This is a genomic window from Streptomyces sp. NPDC017676 (assembly GCF_044329325.1).
In the GTDB taxonomy this organism is placed as follows: domain Bacteria; phylum Actinomycetota; class Actinomycetes; order Streptomycetales; family Streptomycetaceae; genus Streptomyces.
Genome location: NZ_JBIRJA010000014.1, coordinates 189,025 through 213,774, shown reverse-complemented (window position 1 = coordinate 213,774; position 24,750 = coordinate 189,025). Strand labels below are relative to the sequence as shown.

Annotated in this window: 17 protein-coding genes; 3 read left to right on the top strand and 14 right to left on the bottom strand. The window is 71.9% G+C overall.

What is annotated here, in order from left to right; translation table 11 throughout:
- Positions 1-294: 294 nt before the first annotated feature.
- From ACH4LD_RS29200 to dxr, 6 genes are all read right to left on the bottom strand, one after another.
- Complete coding sequence (locus ACH4LD_RS29200) at positions 295-2,001, bottom strand: proline--tRNA ligase (protein WP_398057097.1); 1,707 nt, start codon at positions 1,999-2,001, stop codon at positions 295-297.
- Between the two features lie 73 nt (positions 2,002-2,074).
- Positions 2,075-2,605 (bottom strand): GNAT family N-acetyltransferase, encoded by a 531-nt coding sequence (locus ACH4LD_RS29195; protein ID WP_132788771.1) that lies wholly within the window; start codon positions 2,603-2,605, stop codon positions 2,075-2,077.
- 20 nt (positions 2,606-2,625) lie between these two features.
- Complete coding sequence (locus ACH4LD_RS29190) at positions 2,626-3,474, bottom strand: GNAT family N-acetyltransferase (RefSeq protein ID WP_103811105.1); 849 nt, start codon at positions 3,472-3,474, stop codon at positions 2,626-2,628.
- Between the two features lie 198 nt (positions 3,475-3,672).
- A complete protein-coding gene (ispG, locus tag ACH4LD_RS29185) occupies positions 3,673-4,830 on the bottom strand; it encodes a flavodoxin-dependent (E)-4-hydroxy-3-methylbut-2-enyl-diphosphate synthase (protein ID WP_366751163.1) in 1,158 nt (385 codons plus the stop codon).
- A 170-nt stretch (positions 4,831-5,000) separates the two neighbouring features.
- Positions 5,001-6,302, bottom strand: coding sequence for a M50 family metallopeptidase (locus ACH4LD_RS29180; RefSeq protein ID WP_398057098.1), 1,302 nt, complete (start codon positions 6,300-6,302; stop codon positions 5,001-5,003).
- Positions 6,299-7,570, bottom strand: coding sequence for a 1-deoxy-D-xylulose-5-phosphate reductoisomerase (gene dxr / locus ACH4LD_RS29175; RefSeq protein WP_398057099.1), 1,272 nt, complete (start codon positions 7,568-7,570; stop codon positions 6,299-6,301). The genes ACH4LD_RS29180 and dxr overlap by 4 nt, the downstream gene beginning before the upstream one ends.
- A gap of 173 nt (positions 7,571-7,743) precedes the next feature.
- Here dxr and ACH4LD_RS29170 point away from each other — a divergent pair, with 173 nt between their 5' ends.
- Positions 7,744-8,202, top strand: a complete 459-nt coding sequence (locus ACH4LD_RS29170) for a lamin tail domain-containing protein (RefSeq protein ID WP_132788775.1) — start codon at positions 7,744-7,746, stop codon at positions 8,200-8,202.
- Here ACH4LD_RS29170 and ACH4LD_RS29165 read toward each other — a convergent pair.
- Positions 8,199-10,136: an acyl-CoA dehydrogenase family protein gene (locus ACH4LD_RS29165; protein WP_398057100.1), complete on the bottom strand. Its 1,938-nt coding sequence runs from the start codon at positions 10,134-10,136 to the stop codon at positions 8,199-8,201. The two genes, ACH4LD_RS29170 and ACH4LD_RS29165, sit on opposite strands and share 4 nt — an antisense overlap.
- A gap of 303 nt (positions 10,137-10,439) precedes the next feature.
- Here ACH4LD_RS29165 and ACH4LD_RS29160 point away from each other — a divergent pair, with 303 nt between their 5' ends.
- Positions 10,440-11,453 carry a LacI family DNA-binding transcriptional regulator gene (locus ACH4LD_RS29160; protein ID WP_398057101.1) on the top strand — a complete coding sequence of 338 codons (1,014 nt, stop codon included), beginning with the start codon at positions 10,440-10,442 and terminating at the stop codon, positions 11,451-11,453.
- A 203-nt stretch (positions 11,454-11,656) separates the two neighbouring features.
- Positions 11,657-13,696, top strand: coding sequence for a TIM-barrel domain-containing protein (locus tag ACH4LD_RS29155; protein WP_398057102.1), 2,040 nt, complete (start codon positions 11,657-11,659; stop codon positions 13,694-13,696).
- 42 nt (positions 13,697-13,738) lie between these two features.
- On the opposite strand, the gene ACH4LD_RS29150 is transcribed toward ACH4LD_RS29155, so the two are convergent.
- The 7 genes from ACH4LD_RS29150 to ACH4LD_RS29120 all read right to left on the bottom strand — a co-directional run bounded on the left by ACH4LD_RS29150 (position 13,739) and on the right by ACH4LD_RS29120 (position 24,669).
- Entirely contained in the window at positions 13,739-14,452 is a 714-nt protein-coding gene (locus tag ACH4LD_RS29150) for a hypothetical protein (protein WP_398057103.1), read from the bottom strand.
- Positions 14,453-14,487: 35 nt separating this feature from the next.
- Complete coding sequence (locus ACH4LD_RS29145; RefSeq protein ID WP_398057104.1) at positions 14,488-16,683, bottom strand: glycosyl hydrolase family 95 catalytic domain-containing protein; 2,196 nt, start codon at positions 16,681-16,683, stop codon at positions 14,488-14,490.
- Positions 16,680-18,650, bottom strand: coding sequence for a beta-galactosidase (locus ACH4LD_RS29140; protein WP_398057105.1), 1,971 nt, complete (start codon positions 18,648-18,650; stop codon positions 16,680-16,682). The genes ACH4LD_RS29145 and ACH4LD_RS29140 overlap by 4 nt, the downstream gene beginning before the upstream one ends.
- Complete coding sequence (locus ACH4LD_RS29135) at positions 18,647-20,824, bottom strand: 1,4-beta-glucanase (RefSeq protein WP_398057106.1); 2,178 nt, start codon at positions 20,822-20,824, stop codon at positions 18,647-18,649. Before ACH4LD_RS29135 ends, ACH4LD_RS29140 begins: the two co-directional genes overlap by 4 nt.
- A 178-nt stretch (positions 20,825-21,002) precedes the next feature.
- The gene (locus ACH4LD_RS29130) at positions 21,003-21,956 is read right to left on the bottom strand and encodes a carbohydrate ABC transporter permease (protein ID WP_398057107.1); all 954 of its coding nucleotides are present in this window, start codon (positions 21,954-21,956) and stop codon (positions 21,003-21,005) included.
- Positions 21,953-22,909: an ABC transporter permease gene (locus ACH4LD_RS29125; protein ID WP_398057222.1), complete on the bottom strand. Its 957-nt coding sequence runs from the start codon at positions 22,907-22,909 to the stop codon at positions 21,953-21,955. Before ACH4LD_RS29125 ends, ACH4LD_RS29130 begins: the two co-directional genes overlap by 4 nt.
- Positions 22,910-22,962: 53 nt before the next feature.
- Entirely contained in the window at positions 22,963-24,669 is a 1,707-nt protein-coding gene (locus ACH4LD_RS29120; protein WP_398057108.1) for an extracellular solute-binding protein, read from the bottom strand.
- Positions 24,670-24,750: the final 81 nt, after the last annotated feature.

The window sequence follows — 24,750 nt, the reverse complement described above, 5'->3', positions numbered from 1 at the left end:
CCCCCGGACAACCACGACCGCTGCGCGGGCCACCCCTGGACGACCATGACACCGCGCGGGCCAACCCCAAGTGAGCCCGGCCACCACGCGGGCCGCCTCCGGACGACCATGGCCACCGCGCGGGCCAACCCCAAGTGAGCCCGGCCACCGCGCGGACCGCCCCCGGACGACCATGGCCACCGCCCGGGCCAACCCCAAATGAGCCCGGCCACCGCGCGGGCCGCCCCCGGACGACTGGCGCCACCTCCGAACACCCCGGGAGGGCCCGGGGTGTTCCCTACCGCTGGTCGTCGCTCACTGTGCGGTCAGGCGGGCGATCGCGTCCTCGACCGTCAGTTCCTCGCGCTCGCCGGTCTTGCGGTCCTTCAGCTCCAGGACGCCCTCGCCGGAGCGGCGGCCGGCGACCAGGATCTGCGGGACGCCGATCAGCTCGGCGTCGGTGAACTTCACGCCCGGGGAGACCCCGGCCCGGTCGTCCACCAGGACGCGGACACCCGCGGCGGCGAGCTTGTCGGAGACATCGAGGGCCAGCTCGGTCTGGAGCGCCTTGCCGGCGGCGACGACGTGCACGTCGGCCGGGGCGATCTCCTTGGGCCACACCAGGCCGTGCTCGTCGGCGGTCTGCTCGGCGAGCGCGGCGACGGCACGGGAGACACCGATGCCGTAGGAGCCCATGGTCACGCGGACCGGCTTGCCGTTCTGGCCGAGGACGTCCAGCTTGAGGGCGTCGGTGTACTTGCGGCCGAGCTGGAAGATGTGGCCGATCTCGATGGCGCGGTCCAACTTCAGGCCGGTGCCGCACTTGGGGCACGGGTCGCCCTCCTGGACCACCACGACGTCCACGTACTCGTCGACCTCGAAGTCCCGGCCGGCGACGACGTTCTTGGCGTGGGTGTGCTCCTTGTTGGCGCCGGTGATCCAGGCGGTGCCGGGGGCCACGCGCGGGTCGGCGATGTACTTCACCTTCTCACCCAGGCCCTGCGGGCCGACGTAGCCGCGGACCAGGTCGGTGCGCTCGGCGAAGTCCGCCTCGGTGACCATCTCGACGGTGGCCGGGGCGAAGTGCGCCTCCACCTTGCCCAGGTCCACCTCGCGGTCCCCGGGCACGCCGACGGCGACGATCTCACCGTCCACCTTGACCAGCAGGTTCTTCAGCGTGGCGGAGGCCGGGACGCCGAGCGAGGCGGCCAGCGTCTCGATGGTCGGGGTGTCCGGGGTCGGGATGTCCTCGGCGGCGGGCACGCCGGAGGCGTCCACCGGCTTCAGCTCGTACGTGATCGCCTCCGTGTTGGCGGCGAAGTCGCAGTTCGGGCAGTCGGCGAAGGTGTCCTCGCCCGCCTCGGCCGGGGCGAGGAACTCCTCGGACTTGGAGCCGCCCATGGCGCCGGCGGTGGCCGCGACGATGCGGTAGTCGAGGCCGAGCCGCGCGAAGACGCGCTGGTAGGCCTCGCGGTGCAGGGCGTAGGACCGGCCGAGGCCCTCGTCGTCCAGGTCGAAGGAGTACGAGTCCTTCATCAGGAACTCGCGGCCGCGCAGGATGCCGGCGCGGGGCCGGGCCTCGTCACGGAACTTGGTCTGGATCTGGTAGAGGATCACCGGCAGGTCCTTGTAGGACGTGCACTGGTCCTTGACCAGGAGGGTGAAGATCTCCTCGTGGGTGGGGCCGAGGAGGTAGTCGCCGCCCTTGCGGTCCTTGAGCCGGAACAGCTCCTGGCCGTACTCGTCCCAGCGGCCGGTGGCCTCGTAGGGCTCACGCGGCAGCAGGGCGGGCAGCGTGACCTCCTGGGCGCCGATGGCGTCCATCTCCTCGCGGACGACGCGCTCGATGTTGGCGAGGACCTTCTTGCCGAGGGGCAGCCAGCTCCAGATGCCGGCGGCCGTGCGGCGGACGTAGCCGGCGCGGACGAGGAGCTTGTGGCTGAGGACCTCGGCGTCCGCCGGGTCGTCGCGCAGCGTCTTCGCCATCAACTGGGACATGCGCTGGACCGGTGCGTTGGCCATGGTTCTCGTACTCCTGCCGGGAAAGGGTGATGGCATGGAGGTTAGCCGGGCCGCCTGTGCCGGTGGAAATCGGTTATCGCCGGCGCAGCGGCAGGGGGGCGCCCATCACGGCGTACGGCCTCGGTGCGCTCGGGAAGTGGACCCGGCGGGCGAGGTCGACGTAGCCGAGGGAGTGGTAGAGGCCGCGGGCGGGGCTGTCGGTGTCGATCGCGGAGAGGATCGAGCGGGGTTCGTCGGCGGTGTCGGTGATGGTGGTGATCAGGCGCCGGCCGATGCCGCGGTTCTGGTGGTCGGGGTGGACGTGCAGTTCGGTGATGACGAAGGAGTCGTCCAGCCAGAAGTCGTTGCCGCCCGCGCGCAGGTAGGGCTCGACGACGGTGGACCACCAGTGGGTACGGCTGTTGGGCATGCCGTAGACGAAACCGACGAGCCGTCCCCGGACGGTGGCGCCGTAGGCGCGCGCACCGCGGTACTGCATGTGCCGCTGGACGATCTGACGGCGTACGGCGACTTCGTCCGGGCCGAGCCCGAAGGCGACGGCTTGGACGGCCAGGGCCTCGTCCACGTGGGCAGTGAGGTCCAGGGGGCCGATCACGAGGTCCATGCCGGGAGCGTACAGGGCGGTCAGAAGAGCACGCTCATGAAGGCACCCACCTCGTGGAAGCCCACCCTGCGGTACGTCCTGCGCGCCGCGGTGTTGAAGTCGTTCACGTACAGGCTGACCACCGGCGCCACATCGGCCAGGGCGTAGCGCAGTACGGCCGCCATGCCGGGGGCCGCCAGGCCCCTGCCCCGGTACTCGGGGGCCACCCACACGCCCTGGATCTGGCAGGCCTGGGGGGTGGCGGCGCCGATCTCGGCCTTGAACACGACCCGGCCCTGGTCGTCGACGCGGGCGAAGGAGCGGCCGGAGCCGACGAGTTCGGCGACCCGGGCCTGGTAGAGCAGGCCGCCGTCGCCGGCGAGGGGCGAGACGCCGACCTCCTCGGTGAACATCGCGACGCACGCCGGCATGATCGTCTCCATCTCGTCCTTGCGGACGCGGCGGACGTACGGGTCCGGGGTGATGTCGGCCGGCATGCGGTCGGTGACCATCAGCGGCTGGTGGGCGCGGACCTCGCGGGCCGGGCCCCAGTGCGGCTCCAGCAGCCGCCACAGCGCGGCGGTGGCGTCGGCGGGACCGACGATGGAGGAGCAGCGCCGGCCGGCCCGCCGGGCGCGGTCGGCGAAGGCGCGGACGGCGCGGGGGGTGGCGCAGATCGGGACGAGGTTGGCGCCCGCGTAGCACAGGGACGTGAGCATGCCGTCCTCGTACCAGCCCCACATCTCGCCGCCGAGCCGCCAGGGGTCGAGGCCCGCGACCTGCACCCGCGAGGTCACGAAGGCGTTCGCGACCGGCTCGCGGTCGAGGACGGCGAGCGCGGCGTCCAGGTCGCCCGGTTCGAGCACTCGTGAGGTGGTCTGGGTCAACACGTGCGGGGCCTCACGCTGGGGGTCTGCTGATCTCCGCACTATAGCTGCGCCTGCTTTGCGGTGCGCCTCCGAGCCCGGGAGGCTGGAACCGTCGGCGACTGCGGGCCGCTCGTGGTCGCTCGCGCCCACGCGGCGGAGCCGCACATCGGGCACGGCCCCGCGCCCCCTGCGGGGCGCGGTCCCGCTGGTGTCGGAAACTCAGCCCGCCACCGACACCGACGGTTCGCCGGAGGCGACGCCCTCGGCCTCCATCTGCTCCGCCAGCTTCATGGCTTCCTCGATGAGGGTTTCCACGATCTTGGACTCGGGGACGGTCTTGATGACCTCGCCCTTGACGAAGATCTGGCCCTTGCCGTTGCCGGAGGCGACGCCGAGGTCGGCCTCGCGGGCCTCGCCGGGGCCGTTGACGACGCAGCCCATGACGGCGACGCGGAGCGGGACCTCCATGCCGGTCAGACCGGCGGTGACCTCTTCGGCGAGCTTGTAGACGTCGACCTGGGCGCGGCCGCAGGACGGGCAGGAGACGATCTCCAGGCCGCGCTGGCGCAGGCCGAGCGACTGGAGGATCTGGAGGCCGACCTTGACCTCCTCGACCGGCGGGGCCGACAGGGAGACCCGGATCGTGTCGCCGATGCCCTGGGAGAGCAGGGCACCGAAGGCGACGGCCGACTTGATCGTGCCCTGGAAGGCGGGGCCGGCCTCGGTGACGCCGAGGTGGAGGGGGTACTCGCACTGTTCGGCGAGCTGCCGGTAGGCCTCGATCATCACGACCGGGTCGTTGTGCTTGACGGAGATCTTGATGTCGCGGAAGTCGTGCTCCTCGAAGAGGGACGCCTCCCACAGGGCCGACTCGACCAGGGCCTCGGGGGTGGCCTTGCCGTACTTCTGGAGCAGGCGCTTGTCCAGGGAGCCGGCGTTCACGCCGATGCGGATCGGGGTGCCGTGGTCCTTGGCGGCCCTGGCGATCTCCTTGACCTTGTCGTCGAACTGCTTGATGTTGCCGGGGTTGACACGGACGGCGGCGCAGCCGGCCTCGATGGCCGCGAAGACGTACTTGGGCTGGAAGTGGATGTCCGCGATCACCGGGATCTGGGACTTCTTCGCGATGGTGGCGAGGGCGTCGGCGTCGTCCTGGGTGGGGCAGGCCACACGGACGATCTGGCAGCCGGACGCGGTCAGCTCGGCGATCTGCTGGAGGGTGGCGCCGATGTCGGACGTGCGGGTCGTGGTCATCGACTGGACCGAGACGGGCGCGTCTCCGCCGACCGCCACGCTTCCGACCTGGATCTGCCGGCTCTTCCGGCGCTCGGCGAGCTTGGTCGGAACGGACGGCATGCCGAGAGAAATCGCAGTCATCTGCTGTGCAACCCCAAGTCGTGGATCAAGGTCCGGTCCCGTGCAACGGCGGGCTCCAGGCTTTGAGATTACGGCACCGGGCCCCGCGTCAGCACATCCCACCCGTAAACCCACCCGATGGAATGCGGCCCGGATCCCGAGGGGTCCGGGCCGCGGTGAACGACGGGTGGCTAGGAGATTTTCACCGGGTTCACCACGTCGGCGATCAGCACCAGGACGGTGAAGCAGACGAAGATCCCGGCCACCACGTACGCCACCGGCATCAGCTTGGCGACGTCGAACGGTCCGGGGTCGGGCCGGCGCAGCACCCGGGCCAGGTTCCGCCGCAGCGACTCCCACAGGGCGCCCGCGATGTGCCCGCCGTCGAGCGGGAGCAGCGGGAGCATGTTGAACAGGAACAGGGAGAGGTTGAAGCCGGCCAGCACGAACACGAACATGGCGAGCTGCTGTGAGGCGGGGATGTCCAGGGTGGCGATCTCGCCGGTGACCCGGGCGGCGCCGACGATGCCCATCGGGGAGTCCGGCTCGCGCGGGCCGTCGCCGAAGGCCGCGTCCCACAGGGCCGGGATCTTGCCGGGCAGGGCGACGAGGGAGTCGACGGCGTCGCCGACCCGGTCGGTCATCCAGGTCACGGACTCGCCGAAGTCCTGTTTGACGACGCCGGTGGCGGGGCTGAAGCCGAGGAAGCCGGCCTTGACGTAGCCGTCGACGTAGTTGCCGCCGGCGTCCTTCTTGGCGACCTGGTTCGTGGCGATCTTCGCGTGCAGGGTCACGTGCCGGCCGTCGCGGTCGACGACGAAGGCGACGTTCTTCCCGGCGCTGTCCCGGATGAGGTCCGAGAGCGTGTTCCAGTCGCTGGTCGGCTTGCCGTCGAAGGAGACGATCCTGTCTCCCGCCTTCATGCCGGCCTGGGCGGCCGGGGACGACGGGTCGGACTTCTCGCAGGTGTCGCGGTGCTGGCTCTGCGCGATGACGCAGGGCGAGACGGATTCCACGACGGTGGTCTCCTTCTGGATGCCGAAGCCCATCAGCACGGTGAGGAAGAGGGCGACCGCGAGCACCAGGTTCATGAAGGGGCCCGCGAACATGACGATGACCCGCTTCCACGGCTTGCGCGTGTAGAACATGCGCGTCTCGTCACCCGGCTGGAGCTCCTCGAAGGCCGCCGAGCGGGCGTCCTCGATCATGCCGCGCCACGGGGAGGTGGAGCGGGCGGAGACCCGGCCCTGGTCGTCCGGCGGGAACATGCCGATCATGCGGATGTAGCCGCCGAGCGGGATCGCCTTGATGCCGTACTCGGTCTCGCCCTTCCTTCGTGACCAGATGGTCGGGCCGAAGCCGACCATGTACTGCGGCACGCGGATGCCGAAGAGCTTGGCCGTGGACAGGTGCCCCAGCTCGTGCCACGCGATCGAGACGAGCAGGCCGACCGCGAAGACCACTATGCCGAGGATGAACATCAAGGTCGTCATGCACGCGCCTCCGCGGTCGCCGTCGTGGCTGTGAGTTCGCGGGCCCGGGCTCTCGCCCAGGTCTCCGCTTCGAGGACGTCCGACACCGTGAGTGAGGTTCCCGTGACCGGGGTGCCGTGCTCCTCCACCACCCGGGTGACGGTATCCATGATCCCGTTGAAGGGCAGCGCGCCGCTCAGGAAGGCCGCGACGCACTCCTCGTTGGCGGCATTGAACACCGCCGGGGCCGTGCCCGCGAGCCGCCCCACGTGCCGGGCGAGGTCCACCGAGGGGAAGGCCTCGTCGTCCAGCGGGAAGAACTCCCAGGTGGAGGCCTTGCTCCAGTCGAACGCGGGGGCCGCGTCCGGGACACGTTCGGGCCAGCCCAGTCCGATGGCGATGGGCCCGCGCATGTCGGGGGGCGTCGCCTGGGCGATCGTGGATCCGTCGGTGAACTCGACCATCGAGTGGACATACGACTGCGGGTGCACGACCACCTCAATGCGGTCGAAGGGAATGTCGTAGAGGAGGTGGGCCTCGATGACCTCCAGTCCCTTGTTGACCAGGGTCGCGGAGTTGACCGTGATGACCGGGCCCATCGCCCACGTGGGGTGGGCGAGGGCGTCCGCGACGGTGACGTGTGCCAGTTCGTCCCTGGTCCGGCCGCGGAAGGGGCCGCCGGAGGCGGTGACGACGAGCTTGCGGACGTCGGCCCGGGTGCCGGCGGCGAGCGCCTGGAAGAGGGCGGCGTGCTCGGAGTCCACCGGGATGATCTGGCCCGGCTTCGCGAGCGCGGTGACCAGCGGGCCGCCGACGATCAGCGACTCCTTGTTGGCGAGCGCGAGGGTGCGGCCCGCCTCCAGGGCGGCGAGGGTCGGTGCGAGGCCGATGGAGCCGGTGATGCCGTTGAGCACGGTGTGGCAGTCGGAGGCGGCGACCTGGGTGGCCGCGTCGGGTCCGGCGAGGATCTCGGGCAGCGGCTCCGCGCCGCCGTACTCGGCGGCGAGCGCCTCGCGCAGCGCGGGTACGACGTCCTCGCGGGCGACCGCCACGGTCCGCACCCGCAGCCGGTGCGCCTGCTCGGCGAGGAGCGCCGGCCGGCCGCCGTTCGCGGACAGGGCGGTGGCCCGGAAGCGGTCGGGGTTGCGCAGCACGAGGTCGATGGCCTGGGTGCCGATGGATCCGGTGGAGCCGAGGATCACCACGTCCTGGGGGCCGCCTGCGGGGGCGGGGTCGTAGACGAGGTGCGGGTCGGCGAGGGGGGCCGGACGGGCGGGACTGTCGGTCATCCCCCCATTGTGGCGGCACGGGGTGACGGCCCGGACAGCGCGTCCCTCGCGCGAGTGCGTTTCCGCGGGACTGTGAACGCGCCGTGAAGATCATGTGATAACACTTCAGTCCGGGCCGGTCACCGTCCGGGCCGGCCACGACTTCGCGGACGACATCCTGGGGGGATCTCTCCATGCGTACTGTGCGCATACGCGCCGCCCTGCCCGCCCTCGCCGGCGCGGCCCTGCTCACCGGCACCCTGCTCAGCACCCCGGCCGAGGCCGCCGGGGGCGTGAAGATCCACCATGTGTGGTTCGACAGCCCCGGCTCGGACAACCGCTCGAACAAGAGCCTGAACGCCGAGTGGGTGCAGCTGAAGAACACCAGCGGCTCGGCGGTCTCGCTCAAGGGGTGGGTGCTGAAGGACGCCTCCAACCACAAGTACGTCTTCGGGAACGTCAAGATCGGCGCCGGGAAGTACCTGAAGGTGCACACCGGCAGCGGCTCGGACACCGCGTCGGACAAGTACCAGGACCGCCGTGCCTACGTCTGGAACAACGACAAGGACACGGCGACCCTGACCAAGGCGAGCGGCAGCAAGGTCGCCACCTGCTCCTGGACGACGCGGGACCCGAGCGACAAGTACTGCTAGCCCCCGAAGGGACGGCGGGCGTTCTCGCGGGCGGGGGGTCCGGGGGTCGCGTCGGCGATCCACGGCCCCTCTCCGGACGGGTCGAGAATGCCCTCCTCCAGCCAGGTGTAGGCCCCGCCGAGGACTTGCTTGACCACCTTGCGGTCCAGGTCGTCGGTGTTGGTCCACAGCCGGGCGAAGAGTTCGTCCACCCGGATGCGGGCCTGGCGGCAGAAGGCGTCGGCGAGCTGGTACGCCTCGCGGCCGTGCTCGCCCTCGCGCCACAGCCGCTCGGCGCGGACGCAGGCCGCGCTCATCGCGAACAGCTCGGCGCCGATGTCCACGACCCTGCCGAGGAAGCCCTGCTTGGTCTCCATCCGGCCCTGCCAGCGGGACATGGCGTAGAAGGTGGAGCGGGCGAGTTTGCGGGCGGTGCGCTCGACGTAGCGCAGGTGCCCGGAGAGGTCGATACCGTGCTTGAACTCGCCGTACGCCGTCGGCAGCTGGCCCGGTCCGGCGACCAGCTTCGGCAGCCACTTGGCGTAGAAGACGCCCGCGTTCGCGCCCGCCTTCGCCTTGGCGGACAGCGGCTTGTCGGGGTCGATGAGGTCACCGGCGACCGAGAGGTGGGCGTCCACGGCCTCCCGTGCGATCAGCAGGTGCATGATCTCCGTGGAGCCCTCGAAGATGCGGTTGATGCGCAGGTCGCGCAGGATCTGCTCGGCCGGGACCGCCCGCTCGCCGCGCGCCCGCAGCGACTCGGCCGTCTCGTAGCCGCGCCCGCCGCGGATCTGGACCAGTTCGTCGGCCATCTTCCAGGCCATCTCGGAGCCGTAGAGCTTGGCGAGGGCGGCCTCGATGCGGATGTCGTTGCGGTCCTCGTCGGCCATCTGCGAGGACAGGTCGAGCACGGCTTCGAGGGCGAAGGTGGTGGCCGCGATGAAGCTGATCTTGGCGCCGACCGCCTCGTGCAGCGCGACCGGCTTGCCCCACTGCTCGCGCTCGGCCGCCCACTCGCGGGCGATCTTCAGGCACCACTTGCCGGCTCCTGCGCACATCGCGGGCAGCGACAGCCGGCCGGTGTTGAGGGTGGTGAGCGCGATCTTCAGTCCGGCGCCCTCGGGGCCGATACGGTTGGCCGCCGGGACCCGTACCCGGTGGAAGCGGGTGACGCCGTTCTCGATGCCGCGCAGCCCCATGAAGGCGTTGCGGTTCTCGACGGTGACGCCCTCGGAGGTCGCCTCCACGACGAACGCGGTGATGCCGCCCTTGTGCCCCTCGGACTTCGGCACGCGCGCCATGACGACGAGCAGGTCGGCGACCACCCCGTTGGTGGTCCACAGCTTCACCCCGTCGAGCACGTAGTCGTCGCCGTCGGGTACGGCCGTGGTGGCGAGGCGGGCCGGGTCGGAGCCGACGTCCGGCTCGGTGAGCAGGAACGCGGAGATGTCGGTGCGGGCGCAGCGGGGCAGGAAGGCGTCCTTCTGCTCCTGGGTGCCGAACAGCTTCAGCGGCTGCGGTACGCCGATCGACTGGTGCGCGGAGAGCAGCGCGCCGACGGCGGGGCTGACGGAGCCGACCAGGGCGAGCGCCTTGTTGTAGTACAACTGGGTGAGGCCGAGACCGCCGTACTTCGGGTCGATCTTCATGCCGAGGGCGCCGAGTTCCTTCAGGCCCGCCACGACCTCGTCGGGGATGCGGGCCTCGCGCTCGATCCGGGCGGGGTCGATCGCCGTCTGGCAGAACGCGCGCAGGTTCGCCAGGAACTCCTCGCCGCGCCGCACGGAGTCCTCGTCGGGCAGCGGGTGGGGGTGGATGAGGTCGAGCCGGAAGCGCCCGAGGAACAGCTCCTTGGCGAAGCTGGGCTTGTGCCAGTCCTGCTGCCGGGCGGCCTCCGCCACCTGGCGGGCCTCGCGCTCGGTGACGGTGGTGCGTGGGGTGGTGGTGGCGGACATTCAGGCTCACCTCGCCGCAAAGGGGGACGAATGGGACCGTTCGTTACCGACCAGTGCTACTGGATCGTTGGTACCCGAAACGGGCCGACCCCACCACCCCTCGCGCGCGAACGGCGGAAAGCACCGCCGAAGAGCGCGCACCTGCGGCAGACGGGGCGCCATCCCCGCCCCCTGGAATTGCTGTCGAAGCGCTTCGACGGCCTATGGACACCCCGGCCCGCCTGGAGCTAGTGTCATTCTCACCCTCATCCACCTTGTCGGTCATGCGCAGTGTCGAAGCGCTTCAAAAGCTTGGAGAGCCGGATGGTCACCCTCGCCGAGGTAGCTCAGCACGCCGGAGTCTCGGCGAGCACGGTGAGCTATGTCCTCAGCGGCAAGCGGTCCATCTCCGCGACCACCCGGCAGCGGGTCGAGCAGAGCATCCGGGAGCTGGGCTACCACCCCAACGCGGGGGCCCGCGCCCTGGCCGGCAAACGGTCCAACATCATCGCGCTGATGGTCCCCCTGCGCACCGACATGTACGTGCCGGTGATGATGGAGATCGCCATCGCGGTGGCCACCACGGCCCGGACGCACGGGTACGACGTCCTGCTGCTCACCGGCGAGGAGGGGCCCGACGCGGTGCGCCGGGTCACCGGCAGCGGTCTCGCCGACGCGATGATCCTGATGGACGTCGAGCTGGAGGACGAGCGGCTGCCGCTGTTGCGGGCCTCCGGCCAGCCCTCGGTCCTCATCGGCCTGCCCGCCGACACCGCCGGGCTGACCTGCGTGGACCTGGACTGGGGCGCCACCGGCGCGCTGTGCGTGGAGCATCTGGCGGGGCTCGGGCACCGTGACATCGCTGTCATAGGAGAGGCCCCGGCGGTCTACGAGCGGCACACCGGCTTCGCCGAGCGGACCCTGGACGGTCTGCGCTCCCGTGCCCGCGAGACGGGCGTGCGGGTGCTGCACCGGCCCTGCGAGGGCGGGTACGACGCCCTCGCCCTCACCCTGGCCCGGATCTTCGACGAGCGGCCGGGGACGACCGGGTTCGTGGTGCAGAACGAGTCGGCGGTGGAACCGCTGCTCGCGCTGCTGCGCCAGCAGGGCCGGGCGGTGCCCGAGGACGTGTCCGTGGTCGCGATCTGCCCGGACCAGGTCGCCGTCCAGGCCTCGGTACGGCTGACCTCGGTCGCCATCCCCGCCCAGGAGATGGGCCGGCACGCGGTGGAGCACCTGGTGGCCAAGCTGGACGGGCGGGGCGGCGACGAGGTCGTGCTGCTCACGCCCGAGCTGACGGTACGGGCGAGTTCGGGACCGGCACCGTCCGCGCCCTGACCACCCGCCGGTCACGCCCCGCACGGGGCACACCCCGGCCTGTTCTCCTGCCCGCACGCTCCACCCGCCGTCCCGACCGCACCCTCCACCCGCCGTCCCGACCGCACCCTCACCCGGCGTCCCTGACCGCACTTCCGCCCGCTGTCCCTGTCTGCACAACTGCCTGCTGTCCCTGTCTGCACTCCCAGCCTCAGGAGCATGCCGTGAACCAGCCTGTCGTCGCGCAGCCCAAGGTCAGTCTCGCCCAGTCCTCCCCCACCACCGGCACGTTCCGGGAGCGGGACGGGGCGCTGGAGTGGAGCGGCCGGCAGGAGACGGTGCGGATCGAGCCATGGGGTCCGGACGCGGTCCGGGTGCGCGCCCGGCTCGGCGGCCCGGTGCTGGAGGGCCTGCCGGGCGCGCTCCTCGACGCCCCGCCCGCCCGGGACGGTGTGATCGAGCTGGGTGACGGCGAGGCGCGGATGACCGTCGGCGCCCTCACCGTCGAGGTGACCGCCGAGGGCCTGCTCCGCTTCCTGCGCACCGACGACCACACCGAGCTGCTCGCCGAGGAGCGTGCCCACTTCTGGTGGCCGGGTCCCCGCCTGTACACAGCGGTCGGCAACGGACACCACCGGCTGGAGCAGCGGTTCGCCGCCTACGAGGGCGAGAAGCTGTACGGGCTCGGCCAGCACCAGCACGGCCGGCTGGACCAGAAGGGCCTGGTGCTGGACCTGGTGCAGCGCAACGCCGAGGTGAGCGTGCCGGTGCTGGTCTCCAGCCGGGGCTACACCCTGCTGTGGAACAACCCGGCGATCGGCCGCGTGGAGCTGGCCGGCAACGGCACCCGGTGGGTCGCGGACTCGGCCCGGCAGATCGACTACTGGATCACGGCCGGCACCCCGGCGGACGGCCAGCGCGCCTACACGGCGGTGACCGGGCGTTCGCCGATGCTCCCGGAGTGGGCGGCGGGCTTCTGGCAGTGCAAGCTGCGCTACCGCACGCAGGACGAACTCCTCGCCGTGGCCCGCGAGTACAAGCGCCGGGGCCTGCTCCTCTCGGCGATCGTCTGCGACTTCTTCCACTGGACCCACCTCGGCGAGTGGAGGTTCGACCCGAAGGAGTGGCCCGACCCGGCGGGGATGGTGCGCGAGCTGGAGGACATGGGCGTCAAGCTGGTCGTCTCCGTCTGGCCGTCGGTGTCCCCGCTCTCCGAGAACCACGCGGTGATGGAGCAGCGCGGCTGGTTCATCGGCACCCAGTACGGGCCGGTGGCGCACGCCGACTGGCCGGACAAGGGGGTCGCCTCGACCGTCCAGGTGGCGTTCTACGACGCGACGAACCCGGAGGCCCGCGACTTCGTCTGGTCCCGCGTCCGCGACAACTACCTGGTCCCGTACGGCATCACGGCCTTCTGGCTGGACGCCTGCGAGCCCGAGCTGAAGCCCGGCTTCCAGGAGAACCTGCGCTACTGGACGGGCCCGGGCCTGGAGGTCGGCAACATCTACCCGGCCGAGAACGCCCGCACGTTCCACGAGGGCCTGCGGGCCGAGGGCGAGGAGGTCATCACCCTCAACCGCTCCGCGTGGGCGGGCAGTCAGCGCTACGGGGCCGCGCTGTGGTCCGGAGACATCGGTACCGACTTCGCGACCCTGCGCCGGCAACTCGCCGCCGGGCTCAACACCGCGCTGTCCGGCATCCCGTGGTGGAACACCGACATCGGCGGGTTCCACGGTGGCGACCCGGACGACCCGGCGTACCGGGAGGTGATGATCCGCTGGTTCCAGTTCGGCGCCCTGTCCCCGCTGATGCGGCTGCACGGCTTCCGCGACCCGGGCATGCCGCTGGGCCCGGAGATGACCGGCGGCCCGAACGAGGTGTGGTCGTACGGCGAGGAGGCCGGCGCGATCCTGGAGCGCTACCTCCGCCTGCGCGAGCGCCTGAAGCCGTACGTCCTCACGGTCATGCGGGAGGCCCACGAGGAGGGCCTGCCGGTGCTGCGCCCGCTCTTCCTGGAGTTCCCGGACGACCAGGCGGCCTGGTCGGTGGACGACGCCTACCTCTTCGGCCGGGACCTGCTGGTGGCCCCGGTGCTGACGGCGGGGGCCACGGCCCGGACGACGTACCTGCCGGCGGGCGCGCGCTGGACGGACGCGTGGACGGGTGCGACGTACGAGGGCGGTACGGCGGTGACGGTGGAGGCGCCGCTGGACCGCATCCCGCTGTTCCTGCGGGACGGGGCCGAGCTGCCGGTCACCGAGTAGCCCGGAGGGGCCGGCTCCCGCGGGGGAGCCGGCCCGGTCGGCTCAACCGCCGCTGACCGTCAGGTTGTTGGTGGTGAAGTCCAGGCCGCCGGACGACGATGTGATCTCGTAGCCGAACTGGACGTCCCCGATGGTGACGTTGCCGAACCAGCCCTTCGTGTCCTTGATCCACTTCAGGATCGGCAGGATGTTCACCGTGCCCGAACTGGAGTTGGAGGTGCGGATGAAGGAGAAGACGTCGTTGGAGCCGTTGTTGCCCTTGTAGACGGTCCAGGTGGCGCCGCCGAGGGTGACCGTGCCCTGCGAGGTGCCGAGCGGGCCGACGGCACCGGTCTTGTTGACCCAGAGCATGACCTCGTAGTCGTACGCCGTGTCCCAGATGTCGTACGACGTGTTGTACGCGCCGGACGCCGGGACGGTGACGTTGTAGCTGCTGGTCAGCGAGGTCAGTGAGGTGATCGGCTTGTTGATCGCCTTCTTGGCGTTGGGGTAGGACTTGATGCCGCCGGTGTTCGGGTGGTTCGCCCAGACGCCCCAGCTGGTGCCGGAGTTGGCCCAGACGCACTGGCTGCCGGCGCCGGAGCCCCAGATGTTGTTGTACAGGGTGTAGCCGTTCAGGGTGGTGTTGCCCCACTGGTCGCAGGAGTTCCAGACGGCGGCGGAGGCGGGCGACGCGGCGAGGCCGACGGTGGCGCCCAGGGCGAGGGCGGGGGCGAGCAGGGCCTTGGCGACCCGGCCCGGCGTGCGTGTTGCCATGGTGTCCCTTCCATGGGTGGGGGGAGTTTCCTCGGTCACCGCGCCCCCAGGATGAGGACGCGGTCTTCTCCGGCGACGAGGTCGAGCGGCTCGGCGCCGGAGGAAGTCCGCAGTTCGACGCGGCCGGTGCGGTGGGGGCGCAGGACGGCCCGGGCGCCGTCCGGGCCCCAGGCGAGATCGATCTCCGCGCCGAACCGGGTGCGCACGCCCCGCAGTTCACCGCGCGGGCACGCGTCCGGGACGGCGGGCAGCAGGACGAGCCGGTCCGGGGTGGACTGGACGAGCATCTCGATCAGCACGCCGGGCAGGGTGTGCGCGGCGTCCGCGTTGTAGACGTTCCGGCGCGGGTAGTGGGCGCTCATCAGGGAGGCGTGGAAGAAGTCGCCGTCGAGGACCCGGCGCAGGGCCTGGGCTGCGCGGCCCGCGTCACCGAGCCGGGCGGCGATCAGGGCGTGGTGCAGATGGCCGTGGGCGGAGTCGTTCTCGGGGCCGCGCAGTGCGAGCGCCCGCAGGGCGGCGGCGGCCAGGCGCGGGGTGTCGTACGGGGTGATCTCCTCCAGCGGCCAGCAGCCGTACAGGTGGCTGAGGTGGCGGTGGTCGTAGCTGTCGTCGAGTCCGGGCCAGGCCCATTCGGCGAGGGCGCCGTCGGCGTTGACGCGGTGCGGGGGCAGCCGGTCGGCCAGGGACCGCCACCTTCCGGCGAGTCCGGGGTGGTAGCGGGCGGCGGTGAGCAGGGTGTGGCGGGCGGCCGAGAGGTCCATGGCCGCGTTGACCGCGCCCCAGCTGCCGTTGGCGGGCCGGTTCTCGGGCGAGTAGGAGGGCACGACGACGAGGTGGCCGTCGGCGTCGGTGCGGGTGAAAAAGTCCTCGTAGAAGAGGGCCGCCTCGGCGAGGGCGGCGGCGGTGCGCGGATCCCGCTCGCCACGGATCTCGTCGTGGTCGACCAGTGGTTTGAGCAGCCAGTCGGCGCCGGCGGTCCACAGGTGCAGCGGGTACTCACGGCTGAAGTGGTACGTCAGCCCGGACTCGCCGTCGGTGTGCGAGGGCGCGACGGCGCCCCGCGTGCCGAAGATCGCCCGGGCGTTGGCCCGCCAGTCCGGGAGCTGCCGTTCGACCAGCGTGGCCAGCGCCTCGGTGACCTCGGGCAGGGCGGCGGCGGGTGCGGAGGCGGTCTGGAGGTTGAGGTTGGCGTTCGTGGTGAACGCGCCCGACCAGGCGGTGTCCCAGTCGCCGGTCCACAGGCCGGTGAGCCGGGGCGGGAGCAGGCCGCTGCTGGAGAGCAGGTGGTAGCGCCCGGCGGCGAACAGCCGCTCCAGCAGGGCCGGGCTGTGCGGGCGCCTCAGCAGCTCGGAGCCGGGCAGGGCGCGCTCGGCCGGGTCGGCGCCGAGATCGAGCGTCACCCGCAGATAGGCGGTGCGGTGCCGCTCCAGATGCCGGGTGAGGAGGCTGTCGTACGGCCGCTCGGTGCCGTCGAGCAGGTCCTGGAGCAGCCGGGCCTCGGCGGTGACGTCGGCCTCGCCGGTGTGCCGGCGCACCCGGGTGAGCAGCAGCACGGAGCGGGCGCCGGTGACGCGGACGCCCGGCGGGACGAGTTCGGTCCGGCCACCGGAGACGGCGACGAGGGTCACGCCGGTGTAGGCGCGGTCGCTGTCCGGGTAGCGGGCGCGCAGGCTCAGCAGGGCGCCCTCGGGCGTGAGCAGCGTGCCGTGGCCGACGCGCAGCCCGGCCGGGGCGCCCGGCAGCCGGTGGTCCAGGCGGATGTCGAGGTCGCCCCCGGTGATCTCGTGCACGATCACGTCGTCGGCACGGGAGACGAAGACGCGGCTGACGGCGGCGGAGCGGGCGGCCGTGACCTCGCCGGTGGTGAAGTCGACGGCCCGGCGCAGGCCGCCGTGGGCGCCTGCCGCCGCTCCGCGCAGCCGGATCCGGAAGGCGGGGTGGAAGGGCTGCACCCACTGGAGCGGGCGGCCGTCCGTGAACCCCTCGGCGGCGGTGAGGTCACCGGCGAGCAACCGCGTGCGCACCGCCGGGAGCTGGGCGGCCAGCCGGGGCGGCCGGGCGTGCTCGGCTCCGTTGGGGCGGACCAGGGTGTGATGGGTGACGACCACCCGCTCGTCGTCCGGGTCGCCGGACACGAGAACGCCGTGCCGGCCGTTGCCGCTCAGGAAGGCGTCCTCCCAGCGGGCGGCCGGGGCCGGCTCCCAGGTGCCGTGGACCGGCGTGCGGCTCATGACCGCAGCACCGCCACGCCGTAGCGGCCGAGGGTGACCGCGTCCGTGACGTCGGTGTCGCCGAGCAGTTCGCGGGGGGCGCCGGGGACCGGGACGGTGACCGGCTCCCGCCCGTGGTTCAGCAGGAACAGCAGCTCGCCCCGGCGCACCGCCTCCACGGCCGGCGGGAGCCCGTCCAGCACCGGGCGCACCCCCGCCCCGGCGGCGATGCCGGCCAGCAGGGAGCGCAGCGCCTCCGGCTCGGGCAGCGTGGAGAGGTACCAGGCGCGGCCCCGGCGCAGCACGGCGGGCATCCCGTCCAGCTCGCCGCCCCGGTACGGCACGGTCTCGGCGGCCCCGGGCTCCGGCTCGATCTCCTCCGACCAGAGCGTCCCCCGGAAGCCCTCGCAGGCCACGGTCTCCCCGGCCTCCAGCGGCCACCACTCGTGCAGGGTGCGGATGCCGAACAGCTCGCGCAGCCGGGCGTCCATGCCGCCGGTCCGGACCCGGTCGTCCTCGTCGGCGACCCCGGTGAGGAAGCCGCAGACGAGGGCGCCGCCGCCCCGGACGTACGCGAGGAGGTTGGTGACGGCGGCGTCGGTGAGCAGGTACAGCTGCGGGGCGACGACGAGCCGGTAGCCGGACAGATCGTGTTCCGGGTGGGCGAAGTCGGTGGTGAGGTGGGACTCCCACAGGGCCCGGTGCCAGGCGGTCAGCACCTGCGGAAGGTCCACCAGCGTCGACAGCCGCCCTTCGTGGTCACCGGCCCACCAGGAGTGCCAGTCGTGCAGCACGGCCACGTCGGCGGCGACCGGGCGGCCGGCCACGTCCGGGGAGAGCCGGGCGAGTTCGGCGCCGAGTTGTCTGACCTCCTGGTACGTGCGCCCCTCCGGCCCCGCGTGTCCGACCATGCCGGAGTGGAACTTCTCGGCGCCCTGCCGGGACTGCCGCCACTGGAAGTAGCAGACGGCGTCGGCGCCCCGGGCGACGGCCTGGAAGGACCACAGGCGGTTGAGGCCGCGCGGCTTGGGGTGGTTCACGCCCCGCCAGTTGACCGGCCCGGCCGCCTGCTCCATCAGCATCCAGGGCCCGCGCGCCTGCGAGCGGGTGAGGTCCTGCACGAGGGCGCCGCGCTGTGCGCCCAGCGGATCGCGCGGGTCGGGGTAGAGGTCGACGGAGACGACGTCCTCCTCCTCGGCCCAGCGCCAGCCGTCCTGTCCGGTCCACAGCGGCATGAAGTTGGTGGTGACCGGGATGTGCGGGGTGTGCCGGCGGACGATGTCCCGCTCGGCGGTGTAGCACTCCAGGAGCATGTCGGAGGTGAACCGCCGGAAGTCCAGCACCTGGCCCGGGTTCTTCAGGTAGTGGGCGCGCCGCGGGGGCAGGATGCCGTCCCAGGTGTCGTAGCCCTGGCTCCAGAAGGCGGTGCCCCAGGCCGAGTTGAGGGCGTCGAGGGTGCCGTACCTCGCGCGCAGCCAGCGGCGGAACGCGGCGGCGGCCTCGTCGCCGTGGTCGAAGGTGCAGTACTCGTTGTTGATGTGCCACAGGGTGAGGGCGGGGTGGCCGGCGTAGCGGGCGGCCAGGTCCTCGGTGATGGCGGCGGCGTACCGGCGGTAGGTGGCGCTGGAGTGCGAGAAGTGCTGCCGGCCGCCCCACCACTCGGTCCGCCCGTCGGCGTCCCGGGGCAGGGTGTCCGGGTGCAGGCGGCCCATCCAGGGCGGTGGCGAGGAGGTGGGCGTGGCGAGGACGACCCCGACGCCGTGGTCGTGCAGCAGGTCCATCAGCCGGTCCAGCCAGCCGAACTCACGCGCGCCCGGCTCGGGTTCGAGTTTCGACCAGGAGAAGACGCCGAGCGTGACGGAGGTGACCCGGGCGTCCTTCATCAGCCGGACGTCGTCCTGCCAGGTCTCCTCCGGCCACTGCTCGGGGTTGTAGTCGCCGCCGAAGAGGACGCGGCCCCGGGTGGCGTCGGCGAGGGTCGGTCTCACGCGGGCTCCCCGTACTGGATGCCCCGTCCGTTGGTGGCGAGGTAGACCCGGCCGTGGACGCGCGGATCGCCGGTGATCGCCTGCCCGGTCCAGCCCCACCGGTGGGCGTCGTCGTTGACACGGACCCAGGTGCGGGCCTCGTCGTCGGAGCGGAGGACGGCGGGGGCCGAGTCGGTGGCGCCGACCAGGTGGACCGCCGGGTAGCGGGCGCCGGGCGCCGCCTTGCCGAAACCGAGGGTGTGTCCGGCCCGCACCCCGTCGACCTTCGTGAAACCCGCCCCGCCGTCGGTGGACCGGTACAGCCCGTTCTCCTTGGTGCACAGCCACAGGTCGCCGGTCCGCCCGGGTGCCGCGGCGAGCTGGAACTGGCTGTCCCCGGACGGCAGTCCGGTGGCGCGGGCGGTGAAGGTACGGCCGTGGTCGGTGCTGGCGTACAGGGTTCCGGCGTCGGTGTCGTAGGCGTAGAAGACGGCGGGGTCGACGGGATCGGCGACCGGTGTCGCCCCCTCGGGACAGGTGGGCACCTCGCTCCAGGCTGCGCCGCCGTCCGCCGACCGGTGGGCCGGGTACGTGGTCCCGTCCCCGTGCACGAAGGTCCACAGCAGCACGCCGCCGTCGGCGCTGACGGCGATCGGGCCGGGGGCGGTCTTGGCCGGGGCGGGCTGGGCGGGGAAGGGCGCCCAGGTGCGTCCGCCGTCGGTCGAGAAGGCACCGTTGCCGTGGTCGCCCCACCCGGTGCGGACGACGTACGACGGTTTCGCCGCCGCCAGCGCGAGGCCGGTGGCGGTGCCGAAGACGGGGTTCGTGGCCATGCCGCGCTTCGGGGAGGCGGTGAGCCGCTCGTGGTGGAGCACCCCGATGTCCCCGTTCCCGCTGATCAGGTGGGCCTCTCCGGTCGGTGGCGAGATCAGCTGACGTACGGAGGTCTCCTCCAGGCCGCGGACGCGGGGCGCCCAGTGGACGAGGTCGCGGGTGCCGTAGACGGTGGCGCCGGTGCCGAAGAGGACGTGCGCGCTGTCGTACGGGTCGACGGCGACGGCCTGGATCCACCAGCCGAACTTGGGCTCGTCCCCACCCCAGGTGAGGTAGGGCGTCTCGGAGACGTCCAGCACGGCGGTGTCCTTGAGGGAGACCCAGCTGCGGCCGCCGTCGGTGCTCCGGTACAGGGTGTCGACGGCGGCCCAGCGGTTGTTGGTGGAGACGACGACGGTGCCCGGGCGGCGGGCGGTTACGGCGACTCCGCCGTAGCCGAAGGTGTCGGTGCCGCCCGGGACGGCCGGGGTGACGTCGGTCCAGGTGCCGGTCGCGGTGTCCAGCTTGTGCACGCTGCCGGTGGTCTGGCCGTTGGGGCCCGGCACGTCGGCGTACGTCACGTACAGCGCGCGGGTGTGGGGGTCGTGGGCGGCGCGGACCGGGACCTTGGCGGAGGCGCCGGTGGGCTGTCCGGGGACGGGTTCCCAGGTGGTGCCGTCGGTGGTGCGGTACAGGTTCGGGTGCGCGGCGGTGCCGTCGCCGTCGCCCCAGCCGGCGTAGACGGTCCGGCCGGCGGCGAGCAGCAGGGTGACGCCCTGGCCGCTGCCGGCGGGGGTGACCGGGAAGCCGGCCTGCCGCGCCCAGGTGGCGCCCCTGTCGGTGGACTTGAGGAGGCCGTCGTGGCGGGTGCCGAGCCAGAGGGTGTCGCTGTCGCGGGGGTCGACGAGGAGGCGTTCGCCGGTGCCGCGGCCGTCCTCGTTCGCGCCGAGGCGTACGGGGAGGTCGGTGCGGTGCCAGGTGCCGCCGCGGTCCTCGGAGCGCAGGAGGGCGCCGTTGCCTGCCCAGGGCTGGGTGTAGGTGCCGAGGGCCAGGTACAGCCGGTCGGGGTGGGCCGGGTCGACCGCCAGGGCCTCCACGCCGAGCAGGTTCCAGTCGTCCCAGCCGAGGTGGTCGGTGAGGGGGGTCCAGTGGGCCGTGTCCTGGTCCCAGCGGTAGGCGCCGCCGATGTCCGTGCGGGCGTAGGCGAGGCCGGGGGTGGTGGGGTGGAAGAGGATGCCGGTGACGAATCCGGTGCCGCCGATCACCACGGTGCGCCAGCGGTACGGGCGCCGCTCGGCCGGGGCCGCGTGGACGGGGGCGGGGAGGCCGGCGAGCGCGGCGCCGGCCGCCGTCGCGGCGAGGACGGTTCTGCGGGTGGGCATGGGGATACCTCGGTGGGGGTGTCTTGATTGGTGGTCGGGTACTGGTGCTGGGCGAGGTGGGGACGCTTGCCGTGAAGCCGACGCCGACTGCGGCTCCCTAGGGGCGCGGGGAACTGCGCGAGCGGCCCCCGCCCACAGTCGCCGACGAGACCGCACCGCCCTCCGCGGAGGCGCCCCGTCACCCCTTCACCGCCCCCGTCAGCATCCCCTTGCGGAAGTGCTTCTGGACGAACGGCGAAAGCACGGCGACCGGCAGCAGGGCGAGCACCATCACCGCCATCTGGACGGCCAGCGGTGACAGCTGTCCGGTGTTGATCTGGGCCGACAGCCCGACCGGCCGTTCCTGCTTCTGCACCAGCTGGATCATCACGTTCTGCAGCGGCATCATCTTCTGGTCGGTCAGGTAGATCGACGCGTTGAACCAGGCGCTCCAGTACCCGACCGCGTAGAACAGCGTGATCACCGCCAGCACGGCCCGGGACAGCGGCAGCACGATCCGCCACAGGATCCGCCAGTCCCCCGCCCCGTCGATCCGCGCGCTGTCGACGAGTTCGGGCGAGATGCCCATGAAGAACCCGCGCAGGACGAGGATGTTGAAGACGCTGACGGCGCTGGGCAGGATCAGGGCCAGGTAGGTGTCGGTGAGGCCGAGCGCCTGGACCAGCAGGTACGTCGGGATCAGCCCGGCCCCGAAGAACATCGTCGCGAGCAGGGTCATCAGGATCCACCGGTGCCCCAGTGAGCCCCGGCGCGAGAGGCCGTACGCGCACAGCACCGACACCGTCATGCTGAACACCGTGCCGACGAGCGTCACCCCGACGCTGACCAGCGCGGCCCGCTGCACCTGTCCGCCGCCGAGGAGTTCCTGGTAGGCGACGAAGGTGATGCCCTTGGGGATCACCACCAGTCCGCCGGTGTCGTCGATGACCTTCTTCGGGGACAGGCTGGTGACCACCACGATCCACAGCGGGAACAGCACGGCGAAGCAGGCGATCCCGAGGACCAGCCCCTTGGCGGCGAGTCCGGCCCGCGCCGGCTCCTCCTCCCAGGACGGCCGGGGCGGGGGCGCCCACCGGCTCCGCCTCCCGCTGGGCTCCGGTTCCACGAGAGGCCGGTCGGCCACGGCGCTCACTTCTCGTACACCCCCTGCTCGCCCATGAGGTGGGCCACCTTGTTCGCCACGAGGACGAGGGTCAGTCCGACGACGCCCTTGATCAGGCCGGCCGCCGCCGCGTAGCTGAAGTCCTGGTTGCGGATGCCGTTCCACCACACGTAGGTGTCGAGCACCTCGGAGGCGTCCGGGCCGACCGCCTGCCGCTGGAGCAGGAACTGCTCGAAGCCGACGGTGAGGGCGTCGCCGACGCGCAGCACGAGCAGCAGGGCGATCACCGGCCGCAGCGCGGGCAGCGTGATGTGCCACATGCGGCGCCGGCGCCCGGCGCCGTCCATCGCGGCGGCCTCGTACAGGTCGGTGGAGACGGCGGCGAGGGCCGCGAGGAAGACGATGACGCCCCAGCCCGCGTCCTTCCAGACCATCTGGGCCGTCACCAGGTACTTGAAGACCGAGGGGTCGGTCATGACGTCGAAGCCGGAGTGCCCGTGTTCGCGCAGGGTCTGCGCGAGGACGCCGGCACCGCCGAAGATCTGCTGGAAGACGGTGACGACCAGCACCCAGGAGAAGAAGTGCGGCAGGTACAGGACCGCCTGGGCGACCGCGCGCACCCGGGGCCGGATCACGCTGTTGACGAGCAGGGCCAGCGCGATCGGGACCGGGAAGTACAGCACGAGCTGGAGGAGGAACAGGACGAAGGTGTTCTGCACGGCGTGCCAGAACTCCGCGTCCAGGAAGACCCGTTGGAACTGCTCGAAGCCGACCCAGGGGCTCTGGAGGACGGCGACGAAGCCGTTGTCGCTGAGGTAGGGGTCGTAGTCCTGGAAGGCGACGACGTTGCCGAGGATCGGGACGTAGTTGAAGACCAGGAGCAGCAGGACGACGGGCAGGGTCATCAGGATCAGGGTGCGGTCGCGCCGGAACCTGATCCTCAGACCGAGCTTGCGGCGTCCAGCGCCGGCGGAGGGCACCACCGCGGCCCCCTCCCCCGCCTTCGCCCCGGCCCTGCTGCGGGGCACGGCGCTGGTCACTTCGCCGAGCCGGTGGAGTCGAGCAGCTTGCGGTACCAGTCGCGCAGGTCGTCGCCGCCCTGCTTCTTCCAGTCGGAGACCGCCCGCTGCACGTCGCCGATCTTCTTCCGGCCGCGCACGACGTCGTCCTCCAGCTGCTCGAAGTCGTCGGCGAGGTTGGACCAGCGGCTGGGTTCGGTGATCGTGAGCCCGTAGAAGGAGGACTTCTTGGTGAAGGCGCCCATGCGCTGCTGCCACTCGACCATGCCCCGGGTGACCTCGGGGAGGTCGGGGTGGGCGACGTACGCGGCGGGTTTGCCGGTGTAGTCGAAGGCGCCGAGGACCTCGTTGACACCCTTGGTGGTCTTGGTGGGCACGCCCTTGTCCAGCGTGAAGTCGGTGCCCTCGACGCCGTACTCGGCGAGCAGGCGCTCCTTGGTGCCGAACGGGGCGGCGCAGAAGTTGGCGATGGCGAGGAAGTCCTTGATCTTCCGCTCGGACGCCTTCTTGTTGACGAAGGTGAAGATGTCGGAGGGCTGGACCGCCCACAGCAGCGGGTCGTCGCCGTCGTGGGTGAAGACGTCCATGGCGGCCATCTCGAAGTCCCGGTTCTGGGTGCGCTGTTCGGAGGTCTTGCCGAACCAGTCGGAGAGGTCGTTGTTGTAGACGAGGAGCTTGCCGGCGGTGAAGCGGACACCGGCCGGGTTGGCGGTCTTGCCGGCCTTGTCGTCGGGGTGGACGACGCCGGCGGCGAACAGCTTGCGGGCCCATTCCAGGGCTTCGAGGTACTCCTCGGTCTCTATCCGGTTGACCAGCTTTCCACCCTGGAGGTTCCACCACAGCGCCTTGTCGCTGCCGTTGAGCACGCCGAAGGCGTTGAAGGCGGTCCACTTCATGTCGGCGCAGGCCCACACCCCGCCCTTGGCGTCGGTGGCCTCCTTCGCCCAGTCCAGGAACTCGTCGGTGGTCCTGGGCGGTTGCCAGCCGCGCTTGTCGAAGACGTCCTTGCGGTAGAAGGGCGCGATGTTGGTGACGTAGGGGGCGGGCAGCGGGATCGCCCGCAACTGGCCGCCGAAGAGGGAGCGCTGCCAGGCGTCGGTGGGTACGGCGGCGAGGTTCGGGTAGTCCTTCACCTTGTCGCCGGACAGGTAGGGCCCGAGGTCGGCGAACTTGGCGTTGATGGCGCTGGGGATCTTGCCCATCAGGTTCCAGCCGGGGACGACCACGACGTCCGGGATGTCGCTGGACGCGAGGACCGCGCCGAGCTTCTCGTCGTAGGTGTTGCCGTCCTGGTTCTGCCAGCGGGTCCGGACGCCGATGGCCTCGTTCATGGCCCGGTAGTACGGGTTGTCGTCGTCCGGCGGGGTCCCCCACAGCGGGGCCATGACGGTGAGCTCGCCGCCGCTGCCGAGCTTCTTCGGCACGGAGGTCTTCAGCCGGTCCGGGGCGACGGCCTTGGTGAAGCCGGTCGCCGAGCCGTTCTTCGCGGGGATGTCGGGGGCGACGACGCTCGACGCGACGTACGCGGGGAGGAGCTTGCGCGCCGCCTTGCCGGAGGTGGTGCCTTCCTTGCGGCCCTCCTGCCCGCCGCCGCAGGCGGTGAGCAGCGGCGTCCCGCCGGCCACGGCCGCGGCGGCGACCGCGGTGGAGGCGAGGAAGCTCCTCCTGCTGGGGGAGCTTCTCCAGCTGGGCGCGGAGGAGGCGGAGGCGGCGTTCGGCGTCATTGCGTCAACCCTTCATGGCGCACCAGGACACCCGGCGGGTGGGCCGTCGGCTGCGGTGTCTTCAGTGGATCCGGCTGAGCG

Bases quoted from the DNA above. Each gene is read 5' to 3' on its own strand.
- ACH4LD_RS29200 (WP_398057097.1), bottom strand. From the start codon at position 2,001: ATGGCCAACGCACCGGTCCAGCGCATGTCCCAGTTGATGGCGAAGACG.
- ACH4LD_RS29195 (WP_132788771.1), bottom strand. From the start codon at position 2,605: ATGGACCTCGTGATCGGCCCCCTGGACCTCACTGCCCACGTGGACGAG.
- ispG (WP_366751163.1), bottom strand. From the start codon at position 4,830: ATGACTGCGATTTCTCTCGGCATGCCGTCCGTTCCGACCAAGCTCGCC.
- ACH4LD_RS29180 (WP_398057098.1), bottom strand. From the start codon at position 6,302: ATGACGACCTTGATGTTCATCCTCGGCATAGTGGTCTTCGCGGTCGGC.
- dxr (WP_398057099.1), bottom strand. From the start codon at position 7,570: ATGACCGACAGTCCCGCCCGTCCGGCCCCCCTCGCCGACCCGCACCTC.
- ACH4LD_RS29170 (WP_132788775.1), top strand. From the start codon at position 7,744: ATGCGTACTGTGCGCATACGCGCCGCCCTGCCCGCCCTCGCCGGCGCG.
- ACH4LD_RS29165 (WP_398057100.1), bottom strand. From the start codon at position 10,136: ATGTCCGCCACCACCACCCCACGCACCACCGTCACCGAGCGCGAGGCC.
- ACH4LD_RS29160 (WP_398057101.1), top strand. From the start codon at position 10,440: ATGGTCACCCTCGCCGAGGTAGCTCAGCACGCCGGAGTCTCGGCGAGC.
- ACH4LD_RS29150 (WP_398057103.1), bottom strand. From the start codon at position 14,452: ATGGCAACACGCACGCCGGGCCGGGTCGCCAAGGCCCTGCTCGCCCCC.
- ACH4LD_RS29145 (WP_398057104.1), bottom strand. From the start codon at position 16,683: ATGAGCCGCACGCCGGTCCACGGCACCTGGGAGCCGGCCCCGGCCGCC.
- ACH4LD_RS29135 (WP_398057106.1), bottom strand. From the start codon at position 20,824: ATGCCCACCCGCAGAACCGTCCTCGCCGCGACGGCGGCCGGCGCCGCG.
- ACH4LD_RS29120 (WP_398057108.1), bottom strand. From the start codon at position 24,669: ATGACGCCGAACGCCGCCTCCGCCTCCTCCGCGCCCAGCTGGAGAAGC.